Annotated in this window: 30 protein-coding genes; 19 read left to right on the forward strand and 11 right to left on the reverse strand. The window is 51.6% G+C overall.

Annotation, left to right across the window (positions count from 1 at the left end; translation table 11 throughout):
• The first annotated feature begins 6 nt into the window (after positions 1-6).
• The 5 genes from PK629_06210 (at position 7) to PK629_06230 (ending at position 4,489) form a co-directional block, all read left to right on the forward strand.
• Positions 7-408, forward strand: coding sequence for an arsenate reductase ArsC (locus PK629_06210; protein HOP11064.1), 402 nt, complete (start codon positions 7-9; stop codon positions 406-408).
• Between the two features lie 119 nt (positions 409-527).
• Entirely contained in the window at positions 528-749 is a 222-nt protein-coding gene (locus tag PK629_06215; GenBank protein HOP11065.1) for a DUF6132 family protein, read from the forward strand.
• 131 nt (positions 750-880) lie between these two features.
• Positions 881-1,540 carry a hypothetical protein gene (locus PK629_06220; protein HOP11066.1) on the forward strand — a complete coding sequence of 220 codons (660 nt, stop codon included), beginning with the start codon at positions 881-883 and terminating at the stop codon, positions 1,538-1,540.
• A gap of 216 nt (positions 1,541-1,756) precedes the next feature.
• Positions 1,757-2,518: a sialate O-acetylesterase gene (locus tag PK629_06225; GenBank protein ID HOP11067.1), complete on the forward strand. Its 762-nt coding sequence runs from the start codon at positions 1,757-1,759 to the stop codon at positions 2,516-2,518.
• 129 nt (positions 2,519-2,647) lie between these two features.
• Complete coding sequence (locus tag PK629_06230) at positions 2,648-4,489, forward strand: DUF4153 domain-containing protein (GenBank protein ID HOP11068.1); 1,842 nt, start codon at positions 2,648-2,650, stop codon at positions 4,487-4,489.
• Positions 4,490-4,549: 60 nt separating this feature from the next.
• Here PK629_06230 and PK629_06235 read toward each other — a convergent pair whose 3' ends face one another.
• The 4 genes from PK629_06235 to PK629_06250 all read right to left on the reverse strand — a co-directional run bounded on the left by PK629_06235 (position 4,550) and on the right by PK629_06250 (position 9,090).
• Positions 4,550-5,020, reverse strand: coding sequence for a GtrA family protein (locus PK629_06235; GenBank protein HOP11069.1), 471 nt, complete (start codon positions 5,018-5,020; stop codon positions 4,550-4,552).
• 173 nt (positions 5,021-5,193) lie between these two features.
• Positions 5,194-6,381: a hypothetical protein gene (locus PK629_06240; protein HOP11070.1), complete on the reverse strand. Its 1,188-nt coding sequence runs from the start codon at positions 6,379-6,381 to the stop codon at positions 5,194-5,196.
• Complete coding sequence (locus tag PK629_06245; GenBank protein HOP11071.1) at positions 6,378-6,860, reverse strand: sigma-70 family RNA polymerase sigma factor; 483 nt, start codon at positions 6,858-6,860, stop codon at positions 6,378-6,380. The genes PK629_06240 and PK629_06245 overlap by 4 nt, the downstream gene beginning before the upstream one ends.
• A gap of 202 nt (positions 6,861-7,062) precedes the next feature.
• Positions 7,063-9,090 (reverse strand): glycoside hydrolase family 31 protein, encoded by a 2,028-nt coding sequence (locus PK629_06250; GenBank protein HOP11072.1) that lies wholly within the window; start codon positions 9,088-9,090, stop codon positions 7,063-7,065.
• Between the two features lie 121 nt (positions 9,091-9,211).
• On the opposite strand from PK629_06250, the gene PK629_06255 reads away from it, so the two are divergent.
• A complete protein-coding gene (locus PK629_06255) occupies positions 9,212-10,126 on the forward strand; it encodes an AraC family transcriptional regulator (GenBank protein ID HOP11073.1) in 915 nt (304 codons plus the stop codon).
• 60 nt (positions 10,127-10,186) lie between these two features.
• On the opposite strand, the gene PK629_06260 is transcribed toward PK629_06255, so the two are convergent.
• The 3 genes from PK629_06260 to PK629_06270 form a co-directional block, all read right to left on the reverse strand.
• Positions 10,187-10,459, reverse strand: coding sequence for a zinc-ribbon domain containing protein (locus PK629_06260; GenBank protein ID HOP11074.1), 273 nt, complete (start codon positions 10,457-10,459; stop codon positions 10,187-10,189).
• 119 nt (positions 10,460-10,578) lie between these two features.
• A complete protein-coding gene (locus PK629_06265) occupies positions 10,579-10,914 on the reverse strand; it encodes a zf-HC2 domain-containing protein (protein ID HOP11075.1) in 336 nt (111 codons plus the stop codon).
• Positions 10,898-11,407 carry a sigma-70 family RNA polymerase sigma factor gene (locus PK629_06270; GenBank protein HOP11076.1) on the reverse strand — a complete coding sequence of 170 codons (510 nt, stop codon included), beginning with the start codon at positions 11,405-11,407 and terminating at the stop codon, positions 10,898-10,900. The genes PK629_06265 and PK629_06270 overlap by 17 nt, the downstream gene beginning before the upstream one ends.
• 176 nt (positions 11,408-11,583) lie before the next feature.
• Between PK629_06270 and PK629_06275 the strand changes: the two genes are divergently transcribed.
• From PK629_06275 to accA, 11 genes are all read left to right on the forward strand, one after another.
• On the forward strand, positions 11,584-12,537 hold the full coding sequence (locus PK629_06275) for a beta-ketoacyl-ACP synthase III (protein ID HOP11077.1): 954 nt from the start codon (positions 11,584-11,586) through the stop codon (positions 12,535-12,537).
• 32 nt (positions 12,538-12,569) lie between these two features.
• Positions 12,570-12,794 (forward strand): acyl carrier protein, encoded by a 225-nt coding sequence (locus tag PK629_06280; GenBank protein HOP11078.1) that lies wholly within the window; start codon positions 12,570-12,572, stop codon positions 12,792-12,794.
• A 16-nt stretch (positions 12,795-12,810) separates the two neighbouring features.
• Positions 12,811-13,761: a nitronate monooxygenase gene (locus PK629_06285; protein HOP11079.1), complete on the forward strand. Its 951-nt coding sequence runs from the start codon at positions 12,811-12,813 to the stop codon at positions 13,759-13,761.
• The gene (locus PK629_06290; GenBank protein HOP11080.1) at positions 13,749-14,660 is read left to right on the forward strand and encodes an ACP S-malonyltransferase; all 912 of its coding nucleotides are present in this window, start codon (positions 13,749-13,751) and stop codon (positions 14,658-14,660) included. The genes PK629_06285 and PK629_06290 overlap by 13 nt, the downstream gene beginning before the upstream one ends.
• A complete protein-coding gene (gene fabG / locus PK629_06295) occupies positions 14,660-15,394 on the forward strand; it encodes a 3-oxoacyl-[acyl-carrier-protein] reductase (GenBank protein HOP11081.1) in 735 nt (244 codons plus the stop codon). The genes PK629_06290 and fabG overlap by 1 nt, the downstream gene beginning before the upstream one ends.
• A gap of 134 nt (positions 15,395-15,528) precedes the next feature.
• On the forward strand, positions 15,529-16,767 hold the full coding sequence (gene fabF / locus PK629_06300; protein ID HOP11082.1) for a beta-ketoacyl-ACP synthase II: 1,239 nt from the start codon (positions 15,529-15,531) through the stop codon (positions 16,765-16,767).
• Between the two features lie 32 nt (positions 16,768-16,799).
• Positions 16,800-17,264 (forward strand): acetyl-CoA carboxylase biotin carboxyl carrier protein, encoded by a 465-nt coding sequence (accB, locus tag PK629_06305; GenBank protein HOP11083.1) that lies wholly within the window; start codon positions 16,800-16,802, stop codon positions 17,262-17,264.
• Positions 17,265-17,295: 31 nt separating this feature from the next.
• Entirely contained in the window at positions 17,296-17,712 is a 417-nt protein-coding gene (locus tag PK629_06310) for a 3-hydroxyacyl-ACP dehydratase FabZ family protein (GenBank protein ID HOP11084.1), read from the forward strand.
• On the forward strand, positions 17,705-19,024 hold the full coding sequence (locus PK629_06315; protein ID HOP11085.1) for an acetyl-CoA carboxylase biotin carboxylase subunit: 1,320 nt from the start codon (positions 17,705-17,707) through the stop codon (positions 19,022-19,024). Before PK629_06310 ends, PK629_06315 begins: the two co-directional genes overlap by 8 nt.
• Positions 19,021-19,881 (forward strand): acetyl-CoA carboxylase, carboxyltransferase subunit beta, encoded by an 861-nt coding sequence (gene accD, locus PK629_06320; GenBank protein ID HOP11086.1) that lies wholly within the window; start codon positions 19,021-19,023, stop codon positions 19,879-19,881. Before PK629_06315 ends, accD begins: the two co-directional genes overlap by 4 nt.
• Positions 19,878-20,672, forward strand: coding sequence for a carboxyltransferase subunit alpha (gene accA / locus PK629_06325; GenBank protein HOP11087.1), 795 nt, complete (start codon positions 19,878-19,880; stop codon positions 20,670-20,672). The genes accD and accA overlap by 4 nt, the downstream gene beginning before the upstream one ends.
• Positions 20,673-20,697: 25 nt before the next feature.
• Here the strand turns inward: accA and PK629_06330 are convergent, their stop codons facing one another.
• The 4 genes from PK629_06330 to PK629_06345 form a co-directional block, all read right to left on the reverse strand.
• Entirely contained in the window at positions 20,698-21,561 is an 864-nt protein-coding gene (locus tag PK629_06330) for an HAD family hydrolase (GenBank protein HOP11088.1), read from the reverse strand.
• A 7-nt stretch (positions 21,562-21,568) separates the two neighbouring features.
• Positions 21,569-21,808, reverse strand: a complete 240-nt coding sequence (locus PK629_06335; protein ID HOP11089.1) for a DUF2188 domain-containing protein — start codon at positions 21,806-21,808, stop codon at positions 21,569-21,571.
• Between the two features lie 721 nt (positions 21,809-22,529).
• The gene (locus tag PK629_06340) at positions 22,530-23,324 is read right to left on the reverse strand and encodes an amidohydrolase family protein (GenBank protein HOP11090.1); all 795 of its coding nucleotides are present in this window, start codon (positions 23,322-23,324) and stop codon (positions 22,530-22,532) included.
• 109 nt (positions 23,325-23,433) lie between these two features.
• Positions 23,434-24,039, reverse strand: a complete 606-nt coding sequence (locus tag PK629_06345; GenBank protein HOP11091.1) for a hypothetical protein — start codon at positions 24,037-24,039, stop codon at positions 23,434-23,436.
• Between the two features lie 252 nt (positions 24,040-24,291).
• On the opposite strand from PK629_06345, the gene PK629_06350 reads away from it, so the two are divergent.
• Positions 24,292-25,431 (forward strand): glycosyltransferase, encoded by a 1,140-nt coding sequence (locus tag PK629_06350; GenBank protein HOP11092.1) that lies wholly within the window; start codon positions 24,292-24,294, stop codon positions 25,429-25,431.
• A 30-nt stretch (positions 25,432-25,461) separates the two neighbouring features.
• Positions 25,462-26,415 carry a glycosyltransferase family 2 protein gene (locus tag PK629_06355; GenBank protein ID HOP11093.1) on the forward strand — a complete coding sequence of 318 codons (954 nt, stop codon included), beginning with the start codon at positions 25,462-25,464 and terminating at the stop codon, positions 26,413-26,415.
• Positions 26,416-26,421 lie beyond the last annotated feature (6 nt).

A 26,421-nucleotide genomic window follows, 5' to 3' on the forward strand; every position in this document is an offset into this window, starting at 1 on the left:
CGTTTTATGCCGAAACCCAAAGTCGCGTTTATCTGCGTGCACAATTCCTGCCGCAGCCAGATCGCCGAAGCGCTGGGGAAACACTTTGCCGCCGACGCGTTTGAGAGTTATTCCGCAGGCACGGAAGTGAAAGACCGCATCAACACCGATGCAGTCCGCTTGATCCGGCAGCTATACGGCATCGATATGGAAAAATCCCAGCGCTCGAAATTGCTCGCCGAATTGCCGCCGATTGACGTGGTCGTCACAATGGGCTGTAACGTCGAATGTCCCTATCTGCCCGCAAAGCGCCGGGAGGACTGGGGTCTGGACGATCCCACCGGGAAACCCGACGAAGAATTCATGCGGGTGATTCTGACGATTGAAGAAAAAATCAAACAGCTGCGCACGGAATTGATTGAATATTAAAATAATAAAAGCTGAAGCAGGGTGTTTATTTAATGCCCTGCTTTTGTGATACAGTCACGGAGTTTTGCGCGATTGCGCGTATGATAAAATTATATCTTTATCATTCGGAGGGCATGAATATGTTAAAAAAACATTGGCTGAAACTGGTTTTGACCGCCGTAGGCGCCATAGGCGGCTTTGCGTATTATTATTTCGTGGGCTGCGTTTCGGGAACTTGTGCCATCACCTCGAATCCGTATATCTCGACGGCGTACGGCGCGGTATTCGGATTGTTGGTCTCTTTGCTTTTACCAGAGAAAAAGAAAAGCAAAGAAGAAAAGGGCGATCAAAAAAAGAATTAAATTAAAAACCTTATAAACATCCGTATAAAATTTTCATACGGTAAATAAACTTTGCTTTCGGTCGAAAAAAGGATTATAATGGAAATGCGCAAACACGATTCCGCTAGACAAGGTCGATCGGAGGAAGCGATATGAAAAAACAATTGATTTATATTCTCGTTTTAACGTGCATATGGGCATTATGGGCAGGCTGCGGGATTCAAACCTCCTCGGAAACGGGAGAACCGAAAGTCATAACATTGTCCTGCGAAGAATTGGCGTTTTTCAACGGTAATTCGTTTTTTAACCGCGATTCTTTCGATATTCGAAATCAATTTTTGAGTTCATTGTACGACACGCCGGAAGAGATTGATTTATATGCGCTTTTCTATAATGGCATCAATGTCACTGATCGGGCAGAGGGCGATGAACTCGCAGATTTTTTAAAAGCAAACGGCATGTCCTGCAGCATTGATGAAGTTCCGTGTCCCTGCACCAAAATCAAAAAATCAGAAATGGATGAGGTTCTGAAGGCCTATATGGGGATCGGACTTACGCAGACTTACGGGTTGGGGCTTGATGAATTTTCATATTCTGCAAAATTTGATTCCTATTACAATTTACACGGGGATACGAACTATTTAATGCAAATCAATTTTTTGCGCGGGGAACGTGAGGGAAACCTTATTCGCCTTTGTTATAACGACAATTTTTACTGCGACGGGAATAAAGTATTGACTTTGAAAGATGTCGGCGGCACCTATTTGTTTGTCTCCCACCAGATGGATGAATCGGGGCGTTTTTCGGGATGACAACAAGCGTTAATACAGATTGGATTGATTTAAGAGTGAAAACATAGTCGGCTCCATCATTTTTATATGGGGCAGACAGAACTTGCGGTAGGAGAAACACCGAAACAAATATGACCCGAAAAAAAGAAAAAGATCCCAAAAACGAATCCGAACATTGACATCGGATTGCTTTACATTTTATAATAGAATTACAGAAAGCGGACAGGAGGGATTGTGATGAAGCAAAACCAAACGGTCGACCTTGTCATTTTTATGGGACAGTCGAATATGTCGGGGCGGGGAAATGCCGCAGAGAGCGTTGTGTGTAAAAGCGGGCACGGCTATGAATTCCGGGCAATCAGCGATCCGGACTGGCTGCATGATATTGTCGAGCCGTTCGGTCTCGACGAACGCAATCCCGAGAGCGGCGTCGATGACCACGCGATGTCCGGCTCAATGGTTTCTGCATTGTGCGAGGCCTATTTTTCTCTAACGAATATCCCGATTGTCGCGGTGTCGTGCAGCATGGGTGGCACAAACACCGATTTCTGGCATCCCGACAAACCGCCGATTCAAGACGCAAAAGCCAGGTTGAAAGCGGCGGATCTGTTTTTAGCCAGAAACGGTTTTATTGTCCGTCACCGGTTTATGGTCTGGTGCCAGGGAGAACAGGACGGCGGGGCAGGACTGCCGGGTGAGGAATACATAACGCGCTTTAATGCGATTTTAGACCGCATGAAAATGGCGGGCATCGAAAAATGCTTTGTGATTCAGATCGGACATCGGAGCGATGCCGATGACTTTGATGAGATCATCGCGGCGCAGGAGAAACTCTGCCGCGAAAACCCCGACGCTGTTTTGGTCTCGACGAAATTGGCTGAATTGCGCGACTGGATGAAAGATCGGAGTCATTTTACGCAGCAGGCATATAATATCGCCGGCACCGACGCCGGACTCAATATGGCACGGTTTGTTTTAACCGGGCAAAAACCGTTGTAAAAACAGATAAAAATTCATATAAATAACGACGGACGGAGGCGGTAATTCAGAGAAAATTTGTGCAAAGGGTGAAATTCTCACATTCATTCAATGATACATGACGAGCGGTTTTGATTGGAGGAATATCAAATGAACAAAGTATTCCGATCTGTTATACAGATTTTTGCGGGTGCATTGAAAGCATTCAAACGATATCCGGTCTCCATCGGCTGTGCGGTGGCTTTCTCCATTGTCATGATGATCCGAATCCAGCTTGACTGGCAGCAGCAGGAACCGTATAATTTCTTGTTCAACTGTTTGAACTGGTCGTTTGCACTCGGCGCTGTCGTCAGCTTGGCCGCCACAGTGTTGGCTGTCAGCCGATTCAGCGACAAAAAAGCGTTTAAACTTGCCAATTTCTTCGGCGTTCTTGTGACCGCCGTGACCTTTCTGCTCCTGTACTTTTTCTCAAAAATTAATACTTCGAACAGCTATGTCGTCATCAGCAACATTGCTCAAATTCGTATCGCTGTGTTGATTTTTATCGGTTTAATCCTGTTTATTCTTTTCGCGGGTTTCCGGGAAGACCGCACAGCGTTTGACGTGTCTCTGTTCATGGCCGAAAAGGCCTTCTTCATCTCCCTGATTTACGGGCTTGTCATCTTTGCCGGGGCATCCGGCATCGCCGCCGCATTCGAATATCTGATTTACAGCGACATGAGCGAAAAAGTGTATATGTATATCGCCACGTTGTCCGGGTTAATCGGATATACGCTGTTTGTCGGATATTTCCCGGACTTTACAAAAGGCGTTGCGGACCCGAAGCGGGACGGGGCGCAGCGTCAGCCGCGGTTTATTGAGGTTCTGTTTTCTTATATCATGATTCCCATTGTGCTGGCCTTGACGCTCGTGCTGCTCATTTGGACGGGACGAACCGTTTTGACCGGCATGCAGGTCGAATTTGTCCAGTTGTATTCCATTGCGGCGGCATACACTGTCGGCGGCTTATGGCTGCACGCCATGACGATCCGCAGCGAATCAAACCTCGCCAAGGTTTACCGCATCGTCTATCCGATCGCCTCTTTCATCATCTTGGTGTTCGAGGCCTGGGCTGTGATCAAACAGCTGATAAGTACCGGATTAAAGACAACCGAATATATCTTTATCCTGCTTTGGGTGCTTGCCTTTATCGGATCTTTTTTGATTCTCACGAAAAAAGAACGCGCACATGCCTTTGTTGCGCTGACGGCATGTGCTTTGGCGATCTTCTCGATTTTGCCGGCCGTCGGTTATCAGGATCTTCCCGTAACGGTTCAAATCAATCGGCTTGAAAAGCTGCTGGTCAGCCAGAATATGCTGACAGAAAACACCTTAACTCCGGCAGAAACGGAGCCCGAGGAATCGGTCAAAATCGACGTCACCGACGCGGTATATTACCTGATATATCAAGATGAAGCAAATTTGCCGTCATGGTTGGATACGGTTGCAATTAATGAACGCAGCTTTAAAGAGGTCTTTGGTTTCGAGCAGGCTTGGGAGGAAACACAAGACTCTGAAACGCCGGGTATTCCGGTCCAAGGCATCTATCTCTCTCTCAGCTCATCCGCGATGCCGATCCATGATTATGATTGGGTTGTCAGGTTCCAAAAGTACGGTACGGAGTCGATTCAATTCACCGGTAACAACGGCAATTATAAAGTGGACTGGGTAATGACGTCGGAGTCGAAAGTCCCTTCAATCAGTATTTCGTTAAACAATCAAGTTCTGGTTGAACAGAGTTTGGATGATTATTTTAATGGATTGATCGATCAATACGGGCTGAACGCAAAAAACGCCGTCGACGGGACTTTGGACAATATGAGCATTGCCTTTGAGACGGATTCGTTCAATGCTTTATTGGTCTTGAATTCCGCGGAATATTCTTTGAACCGGTCAACGAATGAGGTCTATTATTGGGTTGAGCCGGGCGCGCTGTATCTTTCGGAAAAGTAAAACGCCGGATAACCGTTTTATTTCCGACGTTTTGATTTCATTAATTAAAATGTTGGGTGTTCACTCCGAGATTTCGGCCTCGGCTGTTTCAGCCTGTTCTTTTTGGGCCTGTTTGTTGGCCAATTTGTTGGTGTCGATGGTGGCGTGGAAAACGACAAACCGCTGGAACAGGAATTCGGTCACAAAGTTTACAAGCATATTGATAAAAGTTACGAGATATTCATTCCAAAGCAGAGTTTCGACGAGATAATCGCCGAAAATCGTAGAGAGCGGCGTAAAGACACAGTAATAGCCGAACACTTTTAACATCGCGAGCGGCACGTTGTTCGCCGATTTAAAGGTGAAATGGCGATTCAGTGTGAAATTCCAGATGACGGATAATACCAGCGCGATCAGGTAACTGCCCCAGTAACGCAGATGTACGACCTCGTTTAAAAAGGCAAAGCTCGCCATCTGAATCAAACCCGCGCTGATCGAAAACAACAAGAATTTAATCCAGCGCCAGAATTCTTTCATATTTTGATTTTTCATATTGATCCCTAACCTTCCGAACTTCCGATTTAGTTAGCATTATAACACAAAAAACAAAACCGTTAAAGATGAATTTAATCATACATAAACCGCAGGCCACGGCGATTGCCGTGGCCTGTGGTTTGTCGATACGGAGGAATTTATGTTGAAAGCGTTAAAAACAGATCGAATGATCAACCTTTACCGTTGCCGCCGGCGTTGCTGTTTCCGTTATCCGATTGAGCGCCGGACCCATCGGATACGCAGGAAGAAGAGCACGAAGAGCAGTCGCTTGAGCAATCACTGCTGCCTGAGGCAGTACCGGTATTGCTGTTGCCGTTTCCGTTATTGGCGGGCGTGGCCGGAGAAGCGGTTGTGGGATTGCCGTTTTCGGCCTTGTTTTGCTCCTTCTCCTGTTCCTTATCTTGAGTCTCACTGTTTTTATTTTGATTGGCGTTCTGATTCTGATTTTGTTCGGTATAGGTCTCGCCGTTTCCGCTTTCGCCCAGTGTCATGCTCTGGGTTTGGGTTTTGGTCTGTTCGGCGGTTTGGGCTTTGATGGCGTTGCGGATGCGCTGGAGCGCGTCGGCATTGTCGGCGTTGCCCTGACCGTTGCCGTTGCCGTTGTTGCCGACGGCGTTGCCGTTTTGGTCAAGCATCTCTCCGGCGGCCGCGATGATCTCGCTGACCTTGGCGTTCTTATATTGATCAACCGTGACGGTGGGATCCAATGACTGCAGCACTTCGATCAATCTGTATTTTCCCGGAGACACGCCGGATTCCCGGGCCTGTTGGGCGAATTTTAATGAAATAGCGTCGGTGTAAACGACCGCAGTCGTCTCGCCCTTGTTCAACGTCAAAGTGATGGTGTTTTCGCAGGTGGCTTGGATCTGTGCGGCTGTCTGTTCATTGTTGGATTCGGCGGTGACAGCAATGACCGAAGAGCCGTCGTCCATGATGTAGCCCTGTTCATCTGCCTGTTCCACCAGATTGCTTACCGCATCTTCCAGGGACTGGTGTATAACATTGGTTCCGGCCAGCAGCTGTTCGCCGTCATCGTTATAGGCAAGCGCCGTGACGACTTGATCGAATGCGTTGATACCGAGTTCCACACTGGGGTTGACGTCAAAACTGACGTAATTGAGCGGGGTGTTGTAGAAGACGAATCCACCGACCGCAAGCAGTGCACAGGCGGCGACGGCGGAGAGCGCCCCAATCATTTTTTTCATAAACGGATTCTCCTTTTTGACGGTTTCGGTGCGGACAGTTCCCATGCGCTCATATTCCGATTTCGCAAGCTCCGTCCGAACGAAGGCCATCGTTTTTTCTTTCAGGGCCGCTTCGGCTTTGATTTGGTTTAAATCATCCTTAAAGGAATTCATTCGAGTTCACTCACTTTCTTCTTTAGGCGGGTCTTTGCGCGCCGGAGCAGGGAATAGACCGTGTTTTGGTTTTTCTGCATGATCTCGGCGATTTCCGGAATGGGTCTGCCCTCGTAATAATGCAGATAGATCAGTTCTTTCTGATCCGGGGGCAGTTCCAGCACCGCTTTGGTCACTTCGCTCTGTTCCGGAAGTTCATAGGGGAGTTCCCGATCTTCAATGCCGACCACGTTTTTGCGCCAAAAGCTCTTGTGCAGGTCCTTGCATTTGTTGAATGCCACGCGGCATAACCAGGCCTTTTGATGCTCCTCGCTCTCAAATGTGTCGAAATTCTGAAAGAACTTCAGAAACACCTCTTGGAACACGTCCTCGACGTCAGCGTCGTTTTTCAGGTAAAGAAAGCAGATGCGGCGGACCATGTCGGAATATTTTTCGATTGCCGCCGTGATGGTATCGTTGGTACCGGACAATTGACTCACTGCCTTCCCTCCTCTCCGCTATAAATACGATTGAAAGTGATGAATCCGTTTATGATGTAAAAAAATTTTATCATATTTTTTTATTTTTAACAAGCAAAAGCCGCAAAGGGCAACGCCCTTTGCGGCTTTCATTCTGTGTAGGGGCGATTCTCAATCGCCCGCTATTTAAGAGGGGCGGGATGACAACACCGCGCCGCTTCCACTATAGATTTAATAATTTTAATATGCCGTCATTGTCCCTGACAAACAACGGGATCATTTCCAACGGGGCGTTCACGGTGACGGTCTGCCCGCCTTCGTAAACCCGTTTTGTCCACGCATCCGTCCATGTCGCACCTGCGGGCAAATAGACGGATTTTTTCGTCTCACCCTCTTCGGTCACCGGCGCGACCAGCAGGTCGTGTCCGAAGAGATATGCGTCCTCGACTTTCCAAGCGGCCTCGTCGGTCGGGAAATCATAAAACAGCGGTTTAATCACCGGTGTGCCTTTTTCGTGCGCTTCTGTCATCGCCGCAGAGATATAGGGTTGCATCCGGTCGCGCAGCAGAATGTATTTCGTCATGATTTCTTCGAGCTGCGGGGTAAAGCTCCAGATTTCGTTCGGACCGCCCGTCGAGCAGGAGCCGCCGCCTTTGGGGCCGAGTTTGGTCTTGTCGCGCGGGGTACGGTCGCCGTGCAGCCGCATGACCGGGCAGAAAGTGCCGAACTCAAACCAGCGCGCCAGCAGTTCGTGAAAATACGGGTCGTTGACGTTGCCGCTGTGGAAGCCGCCGATATCCGAATTCCACCACGGAATGCCCGCAAGCCCCATGTTCAAACCCGCACAGACCTGATTGCGCAGCTGTCCGAACGTGGAGGGGATATCGCCTGACCAGGCCAGCGCACCATAGCGTTGGGAACCGGCCCAGGCGCAGCGGATCAAACTGATCGGGTTTTCGACGCCTTCCATCCGCTGTCCGTCGTAAAAGGCCTTGGCGAACGTGACCGGGTAGACGTTGGCGCATTCGAGCGCCGAACCGATGTGATAGCGGTAGATATCGAAATCGGGGTTGCTGTATTCAGGTTCCGCCTCGTCGAGCCAAAACAGGGAAACACCCTTGTCGAAATAGTTCTTTTTACAGGCCTGCCAGATAAAATCCTGCGTCTCGGGATTTGTGGTGTCGATAAACTCCACGAGGCCGAAGCAGTCCTGCATGACCTTTGCGCCGCGGTCGGTACGGATCAGCAGATTCCGTTCCGCCATCTCTTTATAGTTACACGATTCGGGTTCGATGGTCGGCCAAACCGAGACCATCAGTTTCATGCCCATCTCGTTGAGTTCTCTGATCATGCCCTCCGGGTCGGGCCAGTAGTCCGTGTCAAACATCCAGTCGCCCTGATTCGGCCAGTGGAAGAAGTCGACGACGATGACCTTGACCGGGATTTTCTTTTTGTGGTATTCGCGCGCGACATTTAACAGTTCCTCCTGCGTGCGGTAACGCAGTTTGCACTGCCAGAACCCCATGGCGTAATCCGGCATTATCGGCGTAGTGCCGGTAACTTTAGCATAGGTCTCCTCGATTTCGGCGGGCGTGTCTCCGGCGGTGATCCAGTAATCGAGCTGCTTGCTTGACTGCACATGCCATTCGGTCAGGTTTTTTCCGAAGCTGACGCTGCCGATCGCGGGATTGTTCCATAAAAAGCCGTAACCCAGATTGGAGATCAAAAACGGCACCGATGCCTGCGTGTTTTTCTGCGCGAGTTCGAGAATGCAGCCCTTGAGGTCGAGATACGGCTGCTGGTATTGCCCCATACCGAAGAAGCGTTCGCCGTCGTTCGGCTCGAAACGGGCGGTGATGGCGTAATTGTCGCTTGCAGTGCCTTTAAATTCGCGTGCGATTTTGCGCAGCGCGGTAACCTGATCGAGGTTCGGCTTCGGTTCGCCGCCGTGGTCGACGCTGCGGTAATATTCGTTTAAAATCAATTCGTCTTTTTGATTGAAGAATTTAATCTTCCCGAATATATTGATGCGCGCTTTGATCTTTCCGTTGGAAATCACGGCATAATCATCCGCGATCTCAATTTCGGCTTTGTGTTCGGCAGGCATCGTCAGCGCCCAGTCGTTGTCTGTAAAGACCGGGTTTTGGGTTGCCCGTACCCGCAGGCTGTTTTCGCCCCATCCGGTAATCCGGAGCGTCTCTTTGCGGCGTTTGAAAATCAATGCGCCGTCTTGGATTGAAAAAAAGTTCATATGAATTGCCTCCTGTGTGCGGTTCCAAGTATTTTTCGCATTCATTATAACGCGGGACTTGCAATAAAAAAATAAACAGATATAATTATATTTATACAAAATGAAACCAAGAGGTGAGACAATGGTTTTTCGGTTGGAACCGGACGGAGATTTTACGGTGAATTTGATCGGGCATTCGATCTGCGCGCAGGGCTGGCACATTCCCGACCGGATCTTGCAGGATATTGAGTTGATTGTCGTCTATCGGGGTGTGATGCGCTGCCGGGTGGGTGAAAATGAATATGACGTGCATGAGGGAGAGGTTATTTTAGTGCCGCCGGGCGAGGTGTTTTATCAGTCGTCCCCCGAAGGACCCTGCCGATTTTTCTATACGCATTTTTCGGCTCCGATCCGACAGCTGAAACAGGCGGATATCCCGCTGCTGATTTTGGATAACAATGAATCGGCAACACAAAAAACATCGTACTTTTTTCAGCTCGAAGAGCCGGCTTCGCAAGAATTGGCGGTCTGTCTCTTACCGATTGTGAAGACGGGGAAATATTATGACGAAGTTCGGACGCTGTTTGAGCGGGCGCTGTTGGAACGCAACCGGCCTGCGGCGGGGTATAAGCTGATGATCTCATTCTATATCCGGCAGATTTTGATTTTATTGTCCCGTGCCTGCATACAGGAAAATCCCTTAGCGTCAAAAGAAAAAGAACAGAAAAAGGTGGTGCAGGAGGCGTTGGGCTTCATCCACGGTCACTATACCGGAGAGATCGACATACAACAGCTGAGCAGGCGGTTGTCCGTTTCCTATCAATATCTGGCGCGGCAGTTTAAGCAGAGCACGGGCGTCTCGCCGGTCAAATACATCAACCGGCTGCGCATTGAGGAGGCCAAAAAGCGCATTCGGACAACCGACAGGACTTTGGAGCAGATCGCACGGGAGGTCGGTTTTGAGAACGGGTATTATTTCAGCCGGGTCTTTCGGCAGTATGAGGGCATTTCACCTTCGAAATACCGCAGTTGGCTCAACAGCAGAAATAACCAGTAGATTTTTGAAAAGCCAAAAAAGGCCGTTGCAAAATGCAACAGCCTTTGTTGTAACTCACTTTTATTTTCTGAAGCAGTCGCTGCAATAGACGGGGCGGTCGCTGCGCGGTTCAAAAGGAACCTTGCAGGCTTTTCCGCACTCAGCGCATACGGCATCGTACATCTTGCGGGTTCCGGCACCGCCGCCGGCGTTGGCTTTACGGGCATTGCGGCAGGCCTTGCAGCGCTGCGGCTCGTTCGTGAAACCTTTTTCCGCGTGAAATTCCTGCTCACCGGCAGTGAAAGTGAATTGTTGACCGCAGTCTTTGCAGGTCAGAGTTTTGTCTTCGTACATGAAATACCTCTTTTTCAATTTGCAAATCTTTTGATTTGCTATCTCATCATACAGTATTGTAAACAAAATTGCAACAAGAATTTACCGATTGTTATAAAATTATTTGTGGAAACAAGCAATTAATACCCGGAACGCTCTTTTTTATCTCTCAGAACGCTGATTGCCACCGCCGCCAGCGTCACGCATGCACAGCCTGCCAGAAATCCGACCCGCATGGAGTGCTGCTTTTTGAGCTTGCGCAAAAGCGAGTTGTACCCGTCGGTGAGGTTGATGTTTTCTTTCGGTTCGGGTCTTTGGACGGCGATTTTTGCGGCATGCGCATACTGCTGATATTGATTGCGGCAGGTCGGACAGCCGCGCAGATGTTCCCGAACGGCCGCACGGGTGGAGGCGCTGAGGGTCCCGTCCCAATACAAAGAGATCAGGTCGAGGGTGGCGTCACAGTTCAAGTTCATTTTTCAAATCCTCCGTCAGCATTTTTTTAGCGCGAAAATATATGACCTTGGCAGAATTTTCGCTGATGCCCAACACCTCACCCACCTGGGCGAACGGCATCTCTGCATAGATGCGTAAAATCACTACGTCGCGGTATTTTTCGGGTAGTTTCCGCACCAACCGTTTGACCGAGTCGCAGACGACCCGGCGGATCACCGTGTCCTCCGGATTGCAGTGGCTTGTGCGGCAGAAAATATCGGTGACGAGGTCGAGGTTGATGGTGTCGAGGCCCTGCTTATGTTTGCGCAGGTATTTGTAATAGGTGTGTTTGGCAATCGCGGCAAGCCAGGTGAACAATTCACTCTTGCCCTGAAAACGGTGGAAAGCGGAAAAGGCCTGAAAGAAGGTCTCCTGCGTCAGTTCTTCGGATAGAAGCGGATCGCCGCAGAGCGCGAACAGAAACGCGTGAACGCGGGCGGCGTTGTCCCGATATATTTTTTCAAACGAGTCCAATTCGCACCTCTTTTCTCTATAACAGATTGATCAGACATAAATATATCCATGGGTTAGTACCGCTAAAAAGCGAAAAGTTACACGATTTTTAAAGAAATTTTTATAAATTATTTTTGTAACTTCCGCCCATTTCGGCGCACTAACTTTATGTGGCCATTACCACGGGAGGAACTTTCATGAGTTTTCAAATCGTCGGCACGGGCATGTGCGTGCCGGAACGCGTCGTCACCAATGGCGAACTCTCACAGCTTGTCGAAACAAGCGATGAGTGGATTTCACAGCGCGTCGGCGTTCGCAGCCGGCATATCTGTACTTCGGAGACCACGGCCGATCTGGCCGTTTCAGCCGCGCAGCGCGCCTTGGACGACTGCGGTTTGAAGGCCGAAGAACTCGATTTGATCTTAGCCGCCTCGGTTAGCGCCGACACTGTAACCCCCGCACTTTCCTGTGCAATTCAAAAGAGACTCGGTGTTCGCTGCATGGCGTTTGACATCAGTGCGGCATGTTCGGCGTTTGTGTTTATGCTGGAGACGGCGGCCTGCTTTTTTGCCCGGGGCGGTTATCGCAACATCCTTATCGTGGGTGCCGAACGGCTCAGCCGGATCACGGATTGGGAAGACCGTTCGACCTGCGTGATCTTCGGAGACGGCGCCGGAGCGGCGGTACTTTCGAAGGGCGAAAACTATCTCGACGCCGTGTTTACTGTGACCGGAGACGAAAACGCGCTGCGGGTTCCGTTTTATGCCGGGAAGAGTCCATTTTCGGAACTTGAACCCGAATCGCCCTATATCCGGATGAACGGGAAGGAGATCTTCCGTTTCGCGGTGCAGTCCATGATACAGGATATCAACACCCTTTTGCAGAGAAACGGACTGACCCCGGACGACCTCAAAGCCATTATACCACATCAGGCAAATCGGCGCATCATCGAGGCCGCGGCGGAGCGTTCGGGCATCCCGATCGAGAAATTTTTAATCAACATCGACCGCTACGGCAACACCTCGTCGGCCAGCATCCCGATCGCCCTCGACGAACTGAACAAAGCGGGCGAATTGAAACGGGGCGACCTGATTCTATTAACAGCGTTCGGCGGAGGTCTCGCCAGCGCATCCTGCCTGTTGAGATGGTGACATCTTAAATGATATTTAAAGGAGTAAATAACATGGTAACCGAAAAAATCAAATCCCTATTGGTCGAAAAACTGGAGTGCGACGCCTCCAAAATCACAAGCGAGACGGTTTTGACCGACCTCGGCATTGACTCGCTCGACATCACCGAACTGGTCATGGATCTCGAAACCGAGTTCAACGTCGAGATCGAATTGGCGGACGACATCAAAACGGTGTCCGATCTGGCAGGCGCGATTGAAGTAAAAATGAAGGGCTAAACGAGAGGATAAACCTATGATAAAATCTACGATTTGTGAACGTCTGGGCATCCGTTTTCCGGTGTTTCAGGGCGGAATGGCCTGGATCGCCGACGGGAAGCTGGCCGCCGCCGTTTCCAATGCGGGCGGACTGGGCTTGATCTCGGCGATGAACGCCGGCCCCGATTATCTGCGCGAACAGATTGCGGTCGCCCGTTCTTTGACGGATAAAACCTTCGGCGTCAACATCATGCTGCAAAGCCCGTTTGCCGGGCAGGTGGCCGACGTCGTCGCAGAGGAAAGCGTCAAAGTCGTGACCACCGGCGCGGGCATGCCGACCGATTATATGGAGCGCTGGAAAGCCGCGGGCGTGATGATTATCCCGGTGGTCGCCTCGGTCGCAATGGCCAAAAAGATGGAAAAACTGGGTGCCGACGCGGTGATCGCCGAGGGCGAGGAATCCGGCGGACATATCGGCGAATTGACGACTATGGTTTTGGTGCCGCAGGTATGTGACGCGGTCGGCATTCCGGTGATCGCGGCGGGCGGCATCGCCGACGGCAGGGGTTTTGCGGCGGCGCTGATGCTCGGGGCCTGCGGCATCCAGATGGGTACGCGTTTTTTGGTCGCCAAAGAGTGCGGCGTCCATCAAAATTATAAAGATATGGTGCTCAAGGCGGGCGATATCTCGACGGTCGCGACCGGTCGCCGTTTTGCGGCAAGCACCTGCCGCTGTCTGAAAAACGTGTTCAGTCGCGAGTTTAAACAGGTCGAATTTCAGCCGGAGACCACGGTCGAAACAGTCAACGAACTCGGTGTCGGCGCATTGCGGAAAGCCGCCGTTGAAGGCGACACCAAGGCCGGGTGCTTTATGGCGGGGCAGATCGCCGGACTAGTAAGCCGTGAGCAGACCGCCGATGAAATTATTCAAGAAGTCGTTGAACAAGCCGAAACGCTGCTGTTAGAGGCCTGCGCATGGGTCGGATAGCGTTTTTATTTTCGGGACAGGGCGCGCAGTTTCCGGGCATGGCCAAAGAATTTTACGAGAGCAGCCGGAATGTGCGCGAACTGTTCGACGCTGCGGAAGAAATTCACCCCGGAACGTTAAAACAGTGTTTTTCCGGCACGCCCCAGGAACTCAAACAGACCGAGAATACGCAGCCGTGCCTGTATTTAGCGGATTTCGCGGCGGCAATCGCGGCCTGCGAAGCCGGAATTGACCCGGACGCGGCGGCGGGATTTTCACTCGGCGAGCTGCCCGCGCTGGCTTTTGCCGGGGCGTTCGACCCGCTGGACGGCTTCCGGTTGGTCTGCGAGCGTGGACGGATTATGGCCAAATACGCGGATGCTGTAAAAGCGTCGATGATGGCGGTGGTCAAACTGCCGCACGAGACGGTAGAAGCCGTCTGCGCTGAATTCGACGGGGTGTGGCCGGTGAATTACAACACACCGGAACAGCTCGTGGTGTCCGGATTTGACTGCCAACTGAAAACATTCGAGGAAAAAATCCGCGAAAAAGGCGGGCGGTGCATTCCGCTGGCAGTCGGCGGCGGTTTTCACTCTCCGCTGATGGACGGCGCGGCAACAGAATTTGAGCAAATACTTGAAAAATATCAAATTCGTACACCGGTTTTGCAGTGCTATACCAACAGCACCGGAGCGCTGTATGAGAGCAATCCGAAAGCGCTTTTAAGCCGCCAGATCAATCATCCCGTGCGCTGGCAGCAGACGGTTGCTGCAATGCTCGCCGATGGTGTGACCGTTTTTATCGAGACCGGCGTGGGTTCTGTGCTGACCAAGATGGTACAGCGTATGGCACCCGAGGCCGTCTGCCGCTCGGTGCAGACGCCGCGTGAAATCGAACTTGTTATGGAGGAACTGAGATGATGTTGCAAGATAAAGTCGCGGTCGTGACCGGCGGTTCACGGGGAATCGGGCGCGCAATCTGCATGAAACTGGCCCAAGAGGGCGCTTCGGTGGCTTTTTTATATGCCGGAAACACCGAGCGCGCCGAACAGACCCTTGCCGAACTGAAAGCGCTCAACGCGAAAGCGGCTTGTTACCGCTGTGATGTGTCGGATTTTGCGGCGGTCTCCGCCGTATTTGCAGAGATCGTCAGGGACTTCGGCACGGTTGATATTCTGGTCAACAACGCGGGCATTACCAGCGACAAATTGATGTTGGCGATGAAAGAGGACGATTTCGACCGCGTGGTCGGCGTCAATCTCAAAGGCGCGTTCAACACCATCAAGCAGGTCTACCCGATTTTTGCGCGCAAGCGTTCGGGTAAGATCGTCAACATCACTTCGGTCGCGGGCATCACGGGCAACGCCGGACAGACGAATTACGCCTCCGCCAAAGCCGGGCTGATCGGCCTGACCAAGTCGGTCGCGCGCGAACTTGCGGGGCGCGGGATCTGCTGCAACGCGGTCGCGCCGGGTTTTATCGAGACCGACATGACTGCGGGAACGCCGCTCAATCAGCAGATGCTGGCTGCGGTACCGCTTGCCCGCATGGGCAAACCCGAAGAAGTGGCCGAACTCGTGGCCTTTTTAGCTTCTTCGAAAAGCGATTACATCACAGGAAGCGTGATTCAAATCGACGGCGGCTTGGCCATGTAGACATTTAAAGGGATACCGGTGCGTTACCCGGAAAATTGATCTTTTAAACGCAGGAGTTTTATTCTATTGTCGTAAACAATAGAATAAAACATCCCCAACCGAAAATAAATTTTGAACTCACCGAATACGAGAGGATGAACACAACGATGAGACGCGTGGTTGTCACCGGAATGGGCGCATTAACGCCGATCGGAAACGACGTTTTGACTTTTTGGGAGAACCTGAAAGCCGGGACTTTGGGCATCGGTCCGATCACCCGCTTTTCCGTCGAGGGCTGCAAATATAAACTGGCCGCACAGCTGAAGAATTTCGACCCGCTGTTGTGCATGGATAAAACGACGGTACGCAGAACCGATTTGTTCGTGCAGTATGCGCTGTATGCCGCCGCCGAGGCCATGGAAGACAGCGGGCTGGCGGAGAAAATTTCACCGGAAGACCTGAGTGTGGTGTTCGGTTCGGGTGTAGGCGGATTCGAGACCTTCTGCGCCGAACATTCCGCACTGCTCAACGGCGGGTCGCGTCGGGTTTCGCCGCTGTTTGTGCCCAAGATGATATCGAACATCGCGGCGGGCAACATCGCCATCCGATTCGGCGCGCGCAATTCCTGCCTTTCGGTGACAACGGCCTGCGCGACCGGTACGACCGCCATCGGCGAGGCGTTCCGCGCGATCAAAGACGGATATGCCGAAGCGGCCATCTGCGGCGGCAGCGAGGCGGCCATCACGCCGTTAGCCATGGCGGGATTCACCAACGCGATGGCGCTCTCCACCGCCGACGACCCCGAGGCGGCTTCTCTGCCGTTTGACAAACGGCGCGGCGGATTTGTGATGGGCGAGGGCGCAGGAGCGTTGATTTTGGAGGAATACGAGCACGCGGTCAAGCGTGGTGCAAAAATTTACGCCGAGATGTGCGGCTACGGGGCGACCTGCGACGCCTACCATGTGACGGCGCCGTCGCCCGAACCCGATGCTGCGGCTAAAGCCGTGAAAGATGCCATGCGCGGTTCGGAAAACATCAAGCTCAATCGAATTTACGTCAACGCCCACGGCACCGGTACCGCGCTCAACGACCGCTGCGAGACGGCGGCCTATAAAAAGGTATTCGGTGATAAAGCGGGTGAACTGCATATCAGTTCCACCAAGTCGATGACCGGACATATGCTCGGGGCGGCGGGTGCGGTCGAGGCCATTGCGTCAATTTTGGCGCTGCGTGAGGGCATCATTCCGCCCACGATCAATCTCAACGACCCCGACCCCGAATGTGACTTGAACTATACACCCAATAAGGCGGTCAGCGCCGAACTTGATCTGGCGATTTCGACTTCATTGGGGTTCGGCGGGCACAACGCCTGCGTTGCTTTCAAAAAAGTTTAATTAAAACCCGTGTATGAAAGGGTGGTCATCATATGCAATTACAATTAGTCAAAGATTTGGCCGAATTGATGCGCCAATACGGACTCGGACGGCTTGAAGTGCGCGACGGCGAGACCCATGTGCTGTTGGAGGCGCAAAAACAAGCGGTCAGCGAGCCGGTTGTTGTCGCAGCGCCGGTCACTGCGGCCGTTCAAACAGCCGTAAAAGCCGAAAAACCCGCTGAATCCGCATCCGTGCCGGAAACGCCCAAAACCGATGCCTATTGCCAAAAGTCGCCGCTGGTCGGCACGCTGTATCTGGCGCCGTCCGAAGACGGTCCGCGTTTTGTCGAGGTCGGTTCCAAGGTCAAAAAGGGCGACACCCTCTGCATTGTCGAGGCCATGAAGGTGCTGAATGAACTGACCGCCGAGATCGACGGCGTGATCACCGAGGTCTGCGGCAAAAACGCCGCGCTCGTCGAATTCGGGCAGCCGCTGTTTTTAATTGAAAAGATTTAATTTCCGACCCCTTGAAAGGATTGTTTGAGTGATGACGCAAGAAGAGATTAAAAAAGTATTGCCCCACCGCAACGGAATGCTGCTGATCGACGAGGCCGAGGAGATCGACGGCGTCTCGCACGCCAAAAAGCGCATCCGGCCCGACGAGTGGTTTTTGCAGGGGCATTTTCCGGGCGACCCGGTGGTGCCGGGCGTGATTTTGTGCGAGATTCTGGCACAGTCCTCCTGCGTATTGCTGGCCCCCGGAGGCCGCACGCTGCTGACCGGGCTCGACAAGGTACGGTTTAAAAACGTCGTCAAACCCGGCGACCTGTTTGAGACCGAATGCAAAATCACCAGAGCGAAGCCGCCGTTTTACTGGGCGTCGGGCAAAGGATATGTGGACGGGAAACTCTGCGTGAGCGCCGAGTTTTCGTTCGCGCTGATCGGTGAGAAAAGCGATGTTTAAAAAGATTTTAGTCGCAAACCGCGGCGAGATCGCCGTACGCATCATCCGCGCCTGCCGCGAGATGGGCATTGCCACGGTCGCCGTGTATTCCGAGCCGGACAAAAACGCCCTGCATGCCGCATTGGCTGACGAACGCATCTGCATCGGCCCGGCTTCGGCGGTGCAGAGCTACTTAAATATGCAAAATATCATCAGCGCCGCGCTGGCGACCCATGCCGAGGCCATCCACCCCGGCTACGGATTTTTATCCGAGAACAGCTTGTTCGCCGCGCTGTGTGTTCAAAACGATATCGTGTTCATCGGGCCGGAGAGCGACGTGATCGACCGGATGGGCAACAAGGATCAGGCGCGCCGTCTGATGATGTCGGCGGGCGTTCCGGTCATTCCCGGCAGCGGCGTTGTCACGGTTGCGCAGGCCAAGAAAGCGGCTGTAAAGATCGGCTATCCGCTGCTGGTCAAGGCCGCAGCGGGCGGCGGCGGAAAAGGCATCCGCATTGTCGAACGTGAAGAGGACCTCGAAAAGTCGGTGGTCGCGGCTTGCGAGGAGGCCAAAAAGGCCTTCGGGTGCGGCGATGTGTTTTTGGAAAAATACCTGACCTCGGTGCGTCACGTCGAGGTGCAGATTTTGGCCGATCATACCGGGAACGTGGTCTGTTTGGGCGAGCGCGACTGCTCGCTGCAGATCGGCAGGCAGAAAGTGATCGAGGAGACCCCCTGTTCCGCGATTGACGAACATATCCGCAAACGCCTTTGGGAGGCCGCGGTCAAGGCGGTCAAAGCCGCTAAATACACCAATGCCGGAACCGTGGAATTTTTACTTGCACCCGACGGAAATTTTTATTTTATCGAAATGAACACCCGCCTGCAGGTCGAGCACCGCATCAGCGAGGAAGTCAGCGGCATCGATCTGGTCAAGTGGCAGATCCGCATTGCCTCGCAAATGGAATTGCCGTTCAGGCAGGAGGATATCCAACTGCGCGGCGCATCAATCGAGTGCCGCATCAACGCTTTGGGCGGCGGCAAAGTGTCTTTTTTACACGTCCCGGGCGGCAACCGCGTGTCGTTTGATACCGCGCTGATTCAGGACGCCGAGATCACCCCGTTTTACGATTCGATGATCGGCAAGCTGATCACCGCCGGAAACGACCGCGAAGAGGCCGTGCGCAAGATGGAAGCGGCTCTCTGCGAACTCGTCATCAGCGGCGTTCCGACCAACATCGAGCAGCAGTCAGAGATCATCCGCAGCCCCGAATTTCACAGCGGGCAGTATGACACCGCATGGCTGCAAAAACGGAAGGAGGCGCGCACATGAGCGAATTCAAGATTGCCGATCTTTTCCGCAAACCCGCCAATCCGCTCGAACCCGGCGGCACCCCGCGCAAACCCGCCGACGACCGCGAGCAGTGCCCGCGCTGCAAACAATATTTCCCCCGCAAAAAACTGGAGAAGAATTTACGTGTCTGCCCCTCCTGCGGACACCATTTAACACTGCCCGCCCGGCGCAGATTAGAAGCGTTCTGCGCCGGAGGCAGTTTTTCCGAACTGTTTTCCGATATCACCGCACGGGATTTTCTGCACTTTCCCGGCTATGAAGATAAATTGAAAAAAGCGCGTGACGGCAGCGGCGAAAATGAGGGCGTCGTCTGCGGAACCGGTATCGTCGGCGGCGTTAAATGCGCGCTGTTTGCCATGGAACCCGGATTTATGATGGGCAGCATGGGCGCGGCGGTCGGTGAGCGCATCACCCGCACCTTTGAATATGCGACCGCGAACCGCCTGCCGGTCGTCGGCTTTACGGCTTCGGGCGGCGCACGCATGCAGGAGGGCATCATCTCCCTGATGCAGATGGCCAAAATCAGCGGCGCGATTCAGCGCCACGGCGAAGCGGGTTGTTTTTATCTCGCGGTGCTGACTCATCCGACCACGGGCGGCGTAACCGCCAGTTTTGCGATGCTCGGCGATATCATCATTGCCGAACCTAAGGCACTGGTCGGTTTTGCGGGCAAGCGCGTGATCGAGCAGACCACCAAGAGCAAACTCACCGCCGATTTTCAGAGCGCGGAATTTGTACTCAAACACGGCTTTTTGGATGCGATTGTCGACCGTAAACAGCTCGTCGAAGTCATCGGCCGCCTATTGAAACAGCATACGACGGAGAAAAAACTATGACTGCCTACGAGAAAGTAAAAATCGCGCGCGACCTGCAAAGGCCCACCGCATCGGCTTATATCAATCAACTATTACATGAGGTCACCGTCTTGCACGGCGACCGCAATTTCGGCGACGACGAGGCGATTCTGGGCGGCATCGGGCTGCTCGGGGATATCCCCGTCACGTTTATCGGCATCGAGCGCGGAACCGATCTTGAGAGCCGGATTCGCTGCAATTTCGGCGCGCCGCGGCCCGAGGGCTACCGCAAAGCCCTGCGGCTGATGAAGCAGGCCGAGAAGTTTCACCGGCCTGTGATCTGCCTGGTCGATACCTCCGGCGCGCATTGCGGCGCGGACGCCGAGGAGCGCGGACAGGGGCAGGCGATTGCCGAAAACCTGATGGAGATGATGGGCTTAAAAACGCCCGTGATCTCGGTGATCATCGGCGAGGGCGGCTCGGGCGGGGCATTGGGGCTTGCGGTCGCCGACCGGGTCTATATGCTCGAAAACGCGGTGTATTCGGTGATTTCGCCCGAGGGCTGCGCCAGCATTTTATTCAAAGAACAGGGCGCGGAGGCCGAGGCCGCCGAGTGCCTGCATCTGACCGCACAGGACAACAAAAAACTCAGGGTGGCGGAAGACGTCATCCCCGAGGATTTTAAGCGCTTTCACGCGATGTGCAACGCTTTACGCGATCGGCTTTTAAGCGATATTGCCGCGCTTTCCGCGCAGCCGGTCGAGACATTATTTAATAACCGCTACGCCCGTTTCCGCCGCCTCGGCATCTATGAGGGGGGTAAAGGGAGGTAGGGAGGATTAAATGAATTAAATTGTTTTATATACTGCATGCCTTTGAAACTGATTTTAGTTGTGAATCGCTTTTACGTTTTAACGAATCCACCGATGCCATTTTACAAATGATATCACGAATAGTTATATCTAATTCACTGCCTTTCGTATAATCAGCAAGTTGAATAAAGTCAACTCTTTTATCAAGAAGAAGATCCGCTACTTTTTGTTGATTACCTTCTTGATATACAGCAATAGAATAACCTCCATTTGCTTTAACCAATTTCATGCAAGGAACATCTGTAAGTCCATCACCTATATAAATCATATTCCGAAAAGGTACAGGCCGATCATCTTCGGGCGTGTATTTATTAAGATCATAATCATTTGAAATATCAAGCACACCCTTATTAATACGAAATAAGAATTGAGTTTTTGTCGTATAATTTACAACATTCTTAGGCCAACAAGCGACATCATTTTCATCATATAAAAACTCACAGGCAAATACTTCTTTAAATTCGTTAAAAATACTGGAACCCTCGATAATTTCGCGAAGCCCGGAAGAAATAATAAAGTGTTCAACTTTTACATTTAAATCATTTCCGATTCTATTGATTCGTTCAAACCAGCTTTCTACACCAGAGAAGAATTCAAGGTCTTTTCCAAGTTTAACGAATTCTTCGCGCCGTATGCACTGCCTGGCAGCGTGCGCTTTTTCAAGCATCACTTGCATATAAGATAGTATTCCATCCATTTTTTTATTTTTGGCTTGAGAATTTGATTCTTGCCAAAAATCCTGTGCTGTCATTTTAATATTAGGTATGAAGGTGTACTCTTGCATGTCTTTTGTGCAAAGTGTTTTATCAAAATCATACATTAATGCAACTACGGGATTATTTTCTTGCATAAAGCTATCACCTATCTTTAGCTTTTAAATGAGAAACACAGCAGCCATAATTATCTGCTCGTTGGATATTTCCATCTCTCCCATGGATGATCAAATCAATGCCAGAACGTTGACTCATAATTCGCCCAATTTTAACAGCTTCTTCTTTTGTTCTTGTGTATACGCTTGCACAACTTGATCCACTTTTTTTAACATCCCATCCTTCTTGATCTCTATTTGAAATTACATGTACTCGTTCTTTTATCATTGTTATACCCCCATATAATTGTATTGATTTAAAGACATAACCTATTTCCATTATTATTATATAATAACAAAATCCAAAAATCAACAGTTTGCTACAATAATATAAGCCCGGCTGTTAAATTGTTCCATGTGGAACTTTATAAGTCACCTGTTGCGGGCGGCTTCCTGCCGCCCGCTCGGCGGGGTGTGGTCACCCCGCCCTACGGGGTAACGGGAAACGCGGGCGTACGCCGCCCGCTCGGGTCGTCATACCGCTCTTTAGAGCGGATTGGAAACCGTCCCCTACTGAGAATTGCATGGCAATTCTTTGCGGGCTTGCACACACAGGTACGTCCCTACTCCGTCTTTGCGAGGGAAACAGCGTGTAGCGAAGCTACGCGCGCGACGAAGGCAATCAAATTGCGCGGCAATTCCAGAGAACAAGCGTCCGGTTTTACCACAGTTGTCGGGATACCCCGTGTCTGGATTGCCGCGCTTCGCTCGCAAAGACGGGAGCGCTATTCCCTACAACGCGAAAACGTATGAGGTGCGTCTTGATTCCCCTCTGCATGGTGTCGCTTGCGACACCTTAGGGGTTGGGCGCGTAGCGCCGGGGTGGTTTATGCGGGCGAACGCAGTTCGCCCCTACATTGAAACCGATAGTATGGCGAAAACAAAAACGGGCGGATAATATCCGCCCCTACATTTGTGGAAATAAATATATCAACAATAAAAAATTCGGGTTATTCAATCGAAAGAAGTTCAGCGGCGTTTTCGTAGAGGATGCGGCGTTCTTCGCGCGGGGTTAAGCCGACGGCGTGAAACAATTCCAATTCGCTTGCGGGCGACCACATGGGGTAATCGGTGCCGAACAGCACCTTTTCAGGACCGAACGCTTCAAACAGCCGCTTGGCTTTTTCGGGGCTGAGCGCATACAGCGACGACGAGCAATCGACGTAGAAATTCGGCAGGCCGGGCAGTTCCTTTTCGGCGTCGTCCCAGCAACTCCAGCCGCCGAAATGCGCGGCGATCACCGTCAGTTCGGGCAGTTTCTTTTTCAGATTCAAAATCTGTGCCGGATGCGAATAGTGAAACCGGGTATCCCCCGCGTGTATGAGCAGAGGTAATTTCCCCGCGAATTTTTTGCACAAAGCCGCCGCTTTTTCGGAATCGGCGGCGAATTTTTGAAAATCTGGGTGGAGTTTGACGCCTTTCAGTCCGAGGGAAATCAGATGCGCCAAATCGCCGTCGATATCTTTACTGTCAGGGTGCAGCGTGCCGAATCCGGTCATGACGCCCGGATGCGCATTGACCTGTGCGGCGATGAATTCGTTGATCGAGCGCACCTGCGCGGGCAGCACCGACACGCTGTGAATCAGATAATGCGTGATGCCGGCGCGCGCGCCTTGTTCAAGAAGAGTGGACACCGACCCGTCGTATCGGACGGGCATATCGTAAAAGTCCGCGATGCTCTGTGCGGCGCGGGTTGCGAGTTTGTCGGGATAGACGTGGCAGTGTGAATCGATGATGGGCTGCATGTATGAACGACCTTTTTTAAAAGAATGGCGCACGGAAAGTCCCGTGCATATTGATTTATCATACCACAACTACCGCCGATTTGCCACCGTTTTGTAAAAGATCCGATTTTTAACTTTTATTCCTGCGGTTTTGCATGATGGCTTCGAGGTTGTCGAGAATAAAGCGCTGGGCTTCTTTGTTATACAGCACCATGGTGTATTCGCCGTTTTGACCCCGCCGGCTCATTGTCGAAAGGCCGATGCGTTCCCCCTGCTCGGTAGGCAGGCGATGACTCTTGCCGTCCGATTCGACTTTTTCCAAAAAGCCCGCTTCAAGCAGCCAGTCGGTGACGGCAATGTTGGTAAGTTTCTTCATGTGCTCCGGATCGATCAGGGCGTTCAGCGCGGCGACAAGATTGCTGACCGAAGCCGCATCATCGGAAAAGATAAAGGCCTTGCGCTGTTCCGGCGTCAGTTCGAAATCCGCAACCGCCGGCCTTTGCGCGGGCTTTTCCGCAGCGCCTTCTTTTTCTGCCCGATGCGGGTTTTCCGGTTCGGCGCCATCGTTTTCAATGACCCGGCGCAGGACGTCCGACACATAGAAAAAACACCGGGAAAGACGCACCTGATTCAGGATGCAGTCATCGGGCATCTCCGTATCGGTGACCGGGTCGACGCCTTCGGCAAGCTTGTCCATATAGAGTTTTGCGCGCTGCAGCTTTTCAAGTTCCGTCATAATACATCCGATCCTTTCGTATAATTTCGTATTTCTTCCATAATATACTAAAATACGACAAAAGTCAACGTATTTTATTCCGGATTCCTTTTTAAACGCGAGGCAGGCGGGAAACAAAATCATCCACTTGAAAAGAAAAGATTGTCATGGTACAATAGATGAGAATTATACACGCGAAAACTGTCGAAGATAATCTCGGGGACAGCGACCGGATATCCGGATTTTAAACATTGGAAGTGGAGACTTATTTTCATGCGAAAAAAAGCGGTCTGCATCAGTTGCTTTCATTATTATGAACACCGGATCCGGCTGATTGAGGATTTTTTGCGTACAAAGGGGTATGACTGCACCTATATCACTTCCGATTTTGACCATATCCGAAAAACGCCGTTCCGAGTTGATCTTGAAAATACCGTTCAAATTCCGACAAGACCCTATCGAAAAAACTTTTCGGCGGCAAGGATACGCTCTCACAACCGCTTTGCCCGGGATGCGTTTTCGAAAGCGGAGGAAATTTCACCCGATCTTATATTCGTCGAGATACCGCCTAACAGCTTGGTCAAGCAGGCGGCGGAATATAAAAAGCAACACCCGGATGTCCGCCTGATCTTGGATCTGTATGACCTCTGGCCCGAAAATTTCCCCGGACGCGGGTTGAAAAAGCTGTTTGCACTGCCGTTTTCGGCTTGGCGAAGAATACGGGATGACGGGCTTTATGCCGCCGATACAATCACGTTGGAATGCGAACTCTACCGCACACAACTTGAAAAGCAATTGACCGGGAAAAAGACGGATATTCTTTATCTGTGCCATCGGAATACCGCCACAAATGAACCGAAAGCGCCTGAAACAAAAGAACTGGGGCTTTGTTATCTCGGTTCCATCAACAACGTCATCGATATTCCCATGATTGCAAAGCTCATCGGTGAAATCGCCCTTTTGCGGCCTGTGACGCTACATATCATCGGAGACGGCGAATCGCGTCAGAAGTTGATTTGCGCCGCTCAAAAAGCCGGTGCAAAGGTTGAATTCCACGGGATTATCTATGATGAGGCGCAAAAACAGGCGATTTTCGACCAATGCCGATTCGGCATCAACATGATGAAAAGCGGCATCTGCGTGGGTCTGACGATGAAATCAATCGACTATTTTGCGGGCGGGCTGCCTGTTTTAAACACCATCGGCGGCGATACGCAAATGCTGGTGGAACAATATGGCGCCGGATTCAATATTTGCCGTGATGATCTGAAAAAGACAGCGGAACAAATTGCGGGTATGACGCCGGAGGAGAACCGACAAATGCGGCTAAACGCCCTGAGGATGTTCCGAGAGTTATTTTCGGAAGAGGCGTTTTCAAAGTCGCTTGGGAAGATCTTCGAAGAATCGATTTAAATTCGAAAAGGACGGAAGGAAAGTTCACACATGGCGGAGAAAACGGAACTGGCAATTCTGATGGCGACTTACAACGGGGAAAAATTTTTGGCCGAACAGCTGGATTCGCTTCTGCGGCAGGATTTTCAAAATTGGACGCTGCTGGTCTCCGACGACGGCTCTAAAGACGGAACCATAACGCTGCTGCGGGACTATGCCGGGCGGTTTCCTGATAAAATCCGGTTGATCGAAAAAGAAAAACCGTCGGGCGGCGCAAAGCAGAATTTTTTCTTTCTGACACGGCAGGCGGAAGGGTATCGGTATATCATGTACTGCGATCAGGACGACATCTGGAAGCCCGAAAAAATCCGTTTGGCGCTGGAAAAGATGAAGGCGCTGGAGAATGGCAGCCCCGATACCCCGTGCTTGGTTCATACGGATCTGGAGGTCGTGGATGAAAATCTGGGTTTAATCGCTCCGTCGTTTATTCAATATTCCGGATTGAACCCGCGGCGAAATGCCCTGTCCCAACTGCTGACGCAGAACGTCGTGACCGGCTGCACCATGATGATCAATCGGGCGCTTTGGAAATGGGCTTCGGTTCCGACGGAAGAGGACAGTATTTTGATGCACGACTGGTGGTTTGCGCTGATCGCTTCGGCGGCGGGGAAAATCGGATTCATTCCGCAGCCTCTTATCCTGTACCGGCAGCACGGTGGAAATGCCGTCGGCGCAAAGGATGGCAGAGGGCTCAGAGCGGTGCTGTATCATTTGAAAAATTTCAACTATAAGAAGCACCGGCAGGCGTTGATTGATACGATGATTCAGGCGGGACAGCTTTTAAAACTGCCGAATCTGCAATTGGATGAACGGGAAAAGAATATGTTGAGGGACTATGCGAACGGTGCACAGACCGGAAAGCTACGAAGGATTTATATCACTTTTAAATACCGTATCTGGAAAAGCGGTTTGATCAGGAAAGTTGCACAGGTGGTTCATTTTTAGAGATCG

It is taken from the genome of Oscillospiraceae bacterium, assembly GCA_035380125.1.
GTDB lineage: Bacteria > Bacillota > Clostridia > Oscillospirales > JAKOTC01 > DAOPZJ01.

Excerpts from the sequence above, each read along its gene's own strand:
- PK629_06240 (HOP11070.1), bottom strand. The coding sequence starts at position 6,381 with ATGAATTCCTTTAAGGATGATTTAAACCAAATCAAAGCCGAAGCGGCC.
- PK629_06285 (HOP11079.1), top strand. The coding sequence starts at position 12,811 with ATGATAAAATCTACGATTTGTGAACGTCTGGGCATCCGTTTTCCGGTG.
- PK629_06255 (HOP11073.1), top strand. The coding sequence starts at position 9,212 with ATGGTTTTTCGGTTGGAACCGGACGGAGATTTTACGGTGAATTTGATC.
- PK629_06290 (HOP11080.1), top strand. The coding sequence starts at position 13,749 with ATGGGTCGGATAGCGTTTTTATTTTCGGGACAGGGCGCGCAGTTTCCG.
- PK629_06225 (HOP11067.1), top strand. The coding sequence starts at position 1,757 with ATGAAGCAAAACCAAACGGTCGACCTTGTCATTTTTATGGGACAGTCG.
- accB (HOP11083.1), top strand. The coding sequence starts at position 16,800 with ATGCAATTACAATTAGTCAAAGATTTGGCCGAATTGATGCGCCAATAC.
- PK629_06275 (HOP11077.1), top strand. The coding sequence starts at position 11,584 with ATGAGTTTTCAAATCGTCGGCACGGGCATGTGCGTGCCGGAACGCGTC.
- PK629_06230 (HOP11068.1), top strand. The coding sequence starts at position 2,648 with ATGAACAAAGTATTCCGATCTGTTATACAGATTTTTGCGGGTGCATTG.
- PK629_06355 (HOP11093.1), top strand. The coding sequence starts at position 25,462 with ATGGCGGAGAAAACGGAACTGGCAATTCTGATGGCGACTTACAACGGG.
- PK629_06220 (HOP11066.1), top strand. The coding sequence starts at position 881 with ATGAAAAAACAATTGATTTATATTCTCGTTTTAACGTGCATATGGGCA.
- PK629_06265 (HOP11075.1), bottom strand. The coding sequence starts at position 10,914 with ATGAACTTGAACTGTGACGCCACCCTCGACCTGATCTCTTTGTATTGG.
- PK629_06345 (HOP11091.1), bottom strand. The coding sequence starts at position 24,039 with ATGACGGAACTTGAAAAGCTGCAGCGCGCAAAACTCTATATGGACAAG.
- PK629_06350 (HOP11092.1), top strand. The coding sequence starts at position 24,292 with ATGCGAAAAAAAGCGGTCTGCATCAGTTGCTTTCATTATTATGAACAC.
- PK629_06260 (HOP11074.1), bottom strand. The coding sequence starts at position 10,459 with ATGTACGAAGACAAAACTCTGACCTGCAAAGACTGCGGTCAACAATTC.
- PK629_06250 (HOP11072.1), bottom strand. The coding sequence starts at position 9,090 with ATGAACTTTTTTTCAATCCAAGACGGCGCATTGATTTTCAAACGCCGC.
- fabF (HOP11082.1), top strand. The coding sequence starts at position 15,529 with ATGAACACAACGATGAGACGCGTGGTTGTCACCGGAATGGGCGCATTA.
- PK629_06210 (HOP11064.1), top strand. The coding sequence starts at position 7 with ATGCCGAAACCCAAAGTCGCGTTTATCTGCGTGCACAATTCCTGCCGC.
- PK629_06215 (HOP11065.1), top strand. The coding sequence starts at position 528 with ATGTTAAAAAAACATTGGCTGAAACTGGTTTTGACCGCCGTAGGCGCC.
- PK629_06280 (HOP11078.1), top strand. The coding sequence starts at position 12,570 with ATGGTAACCGAAAAAATCAAATCCCTATTGGTCGAAAAACTGGAGTGC.
- PK629_06235 (HOP11069.1), bottom strand. The coding sequence starts at position 5,020 with ATGAAAAATCAAAATATGAAAGAATTCTGGCGCTGGATTAAATTCTTG.
- accA (HOP11087.1), top strand. The coding sequence starts at position 19,878 with ATGACTGCCTACGAGAAAGTAAAAATCGCGCGCGACCTGCAAAGGCCC.
- PK629_06315 (HOP11085.1), top strand. The coding sequence starts at position 17,705 with ATGTTTAAAAAGATTTTAGTCGCAAACCGCGGCGAGATCGCCGTACGC.
- PK629_06330 (HOP11088.1), bottom strand. The coding sequence starts at position 21,561 with ATGCAAGAAAATAATCCCGTAGTTGCATTAATGTATGATTTTGATAAA.
- PK629_06335 (HOP11089.1), bottom strand. The coding sequence starts at position 21,808 with ATGATAAAAGAACGAGTACATGTAATTTCAAATAGAGATCAAGAAGGA.
- PK629_06340 (HOP11090.1), bottom strand. The coding sequence starts at position 23,324 with ATGCAGCCCATCATCGATTCACACTGCCACGTCTATCCCGACAAACTC.
- PK629_06310 (HOP11084.1), top strand. The coding sequence starts at position 17,296 with ATGACGCAAGAAGAGATTAAAAAAGTATTGCCCCACCGCAACGGAATG.
- fabG (HOP11081.1), top strand. The coding sequence starts at position 14,660 with ATGTTGCAAGATAAAGTCGCGGTCGTGACCGGCGGTTCACGGGGAATC.
- accD (HOP11086.1), top strand. The coding sequence starts at position 19,021 with ATGAGCGAATTCAAGATTGCCGATCTTTTCCGCAAACCCGCCAATCCG.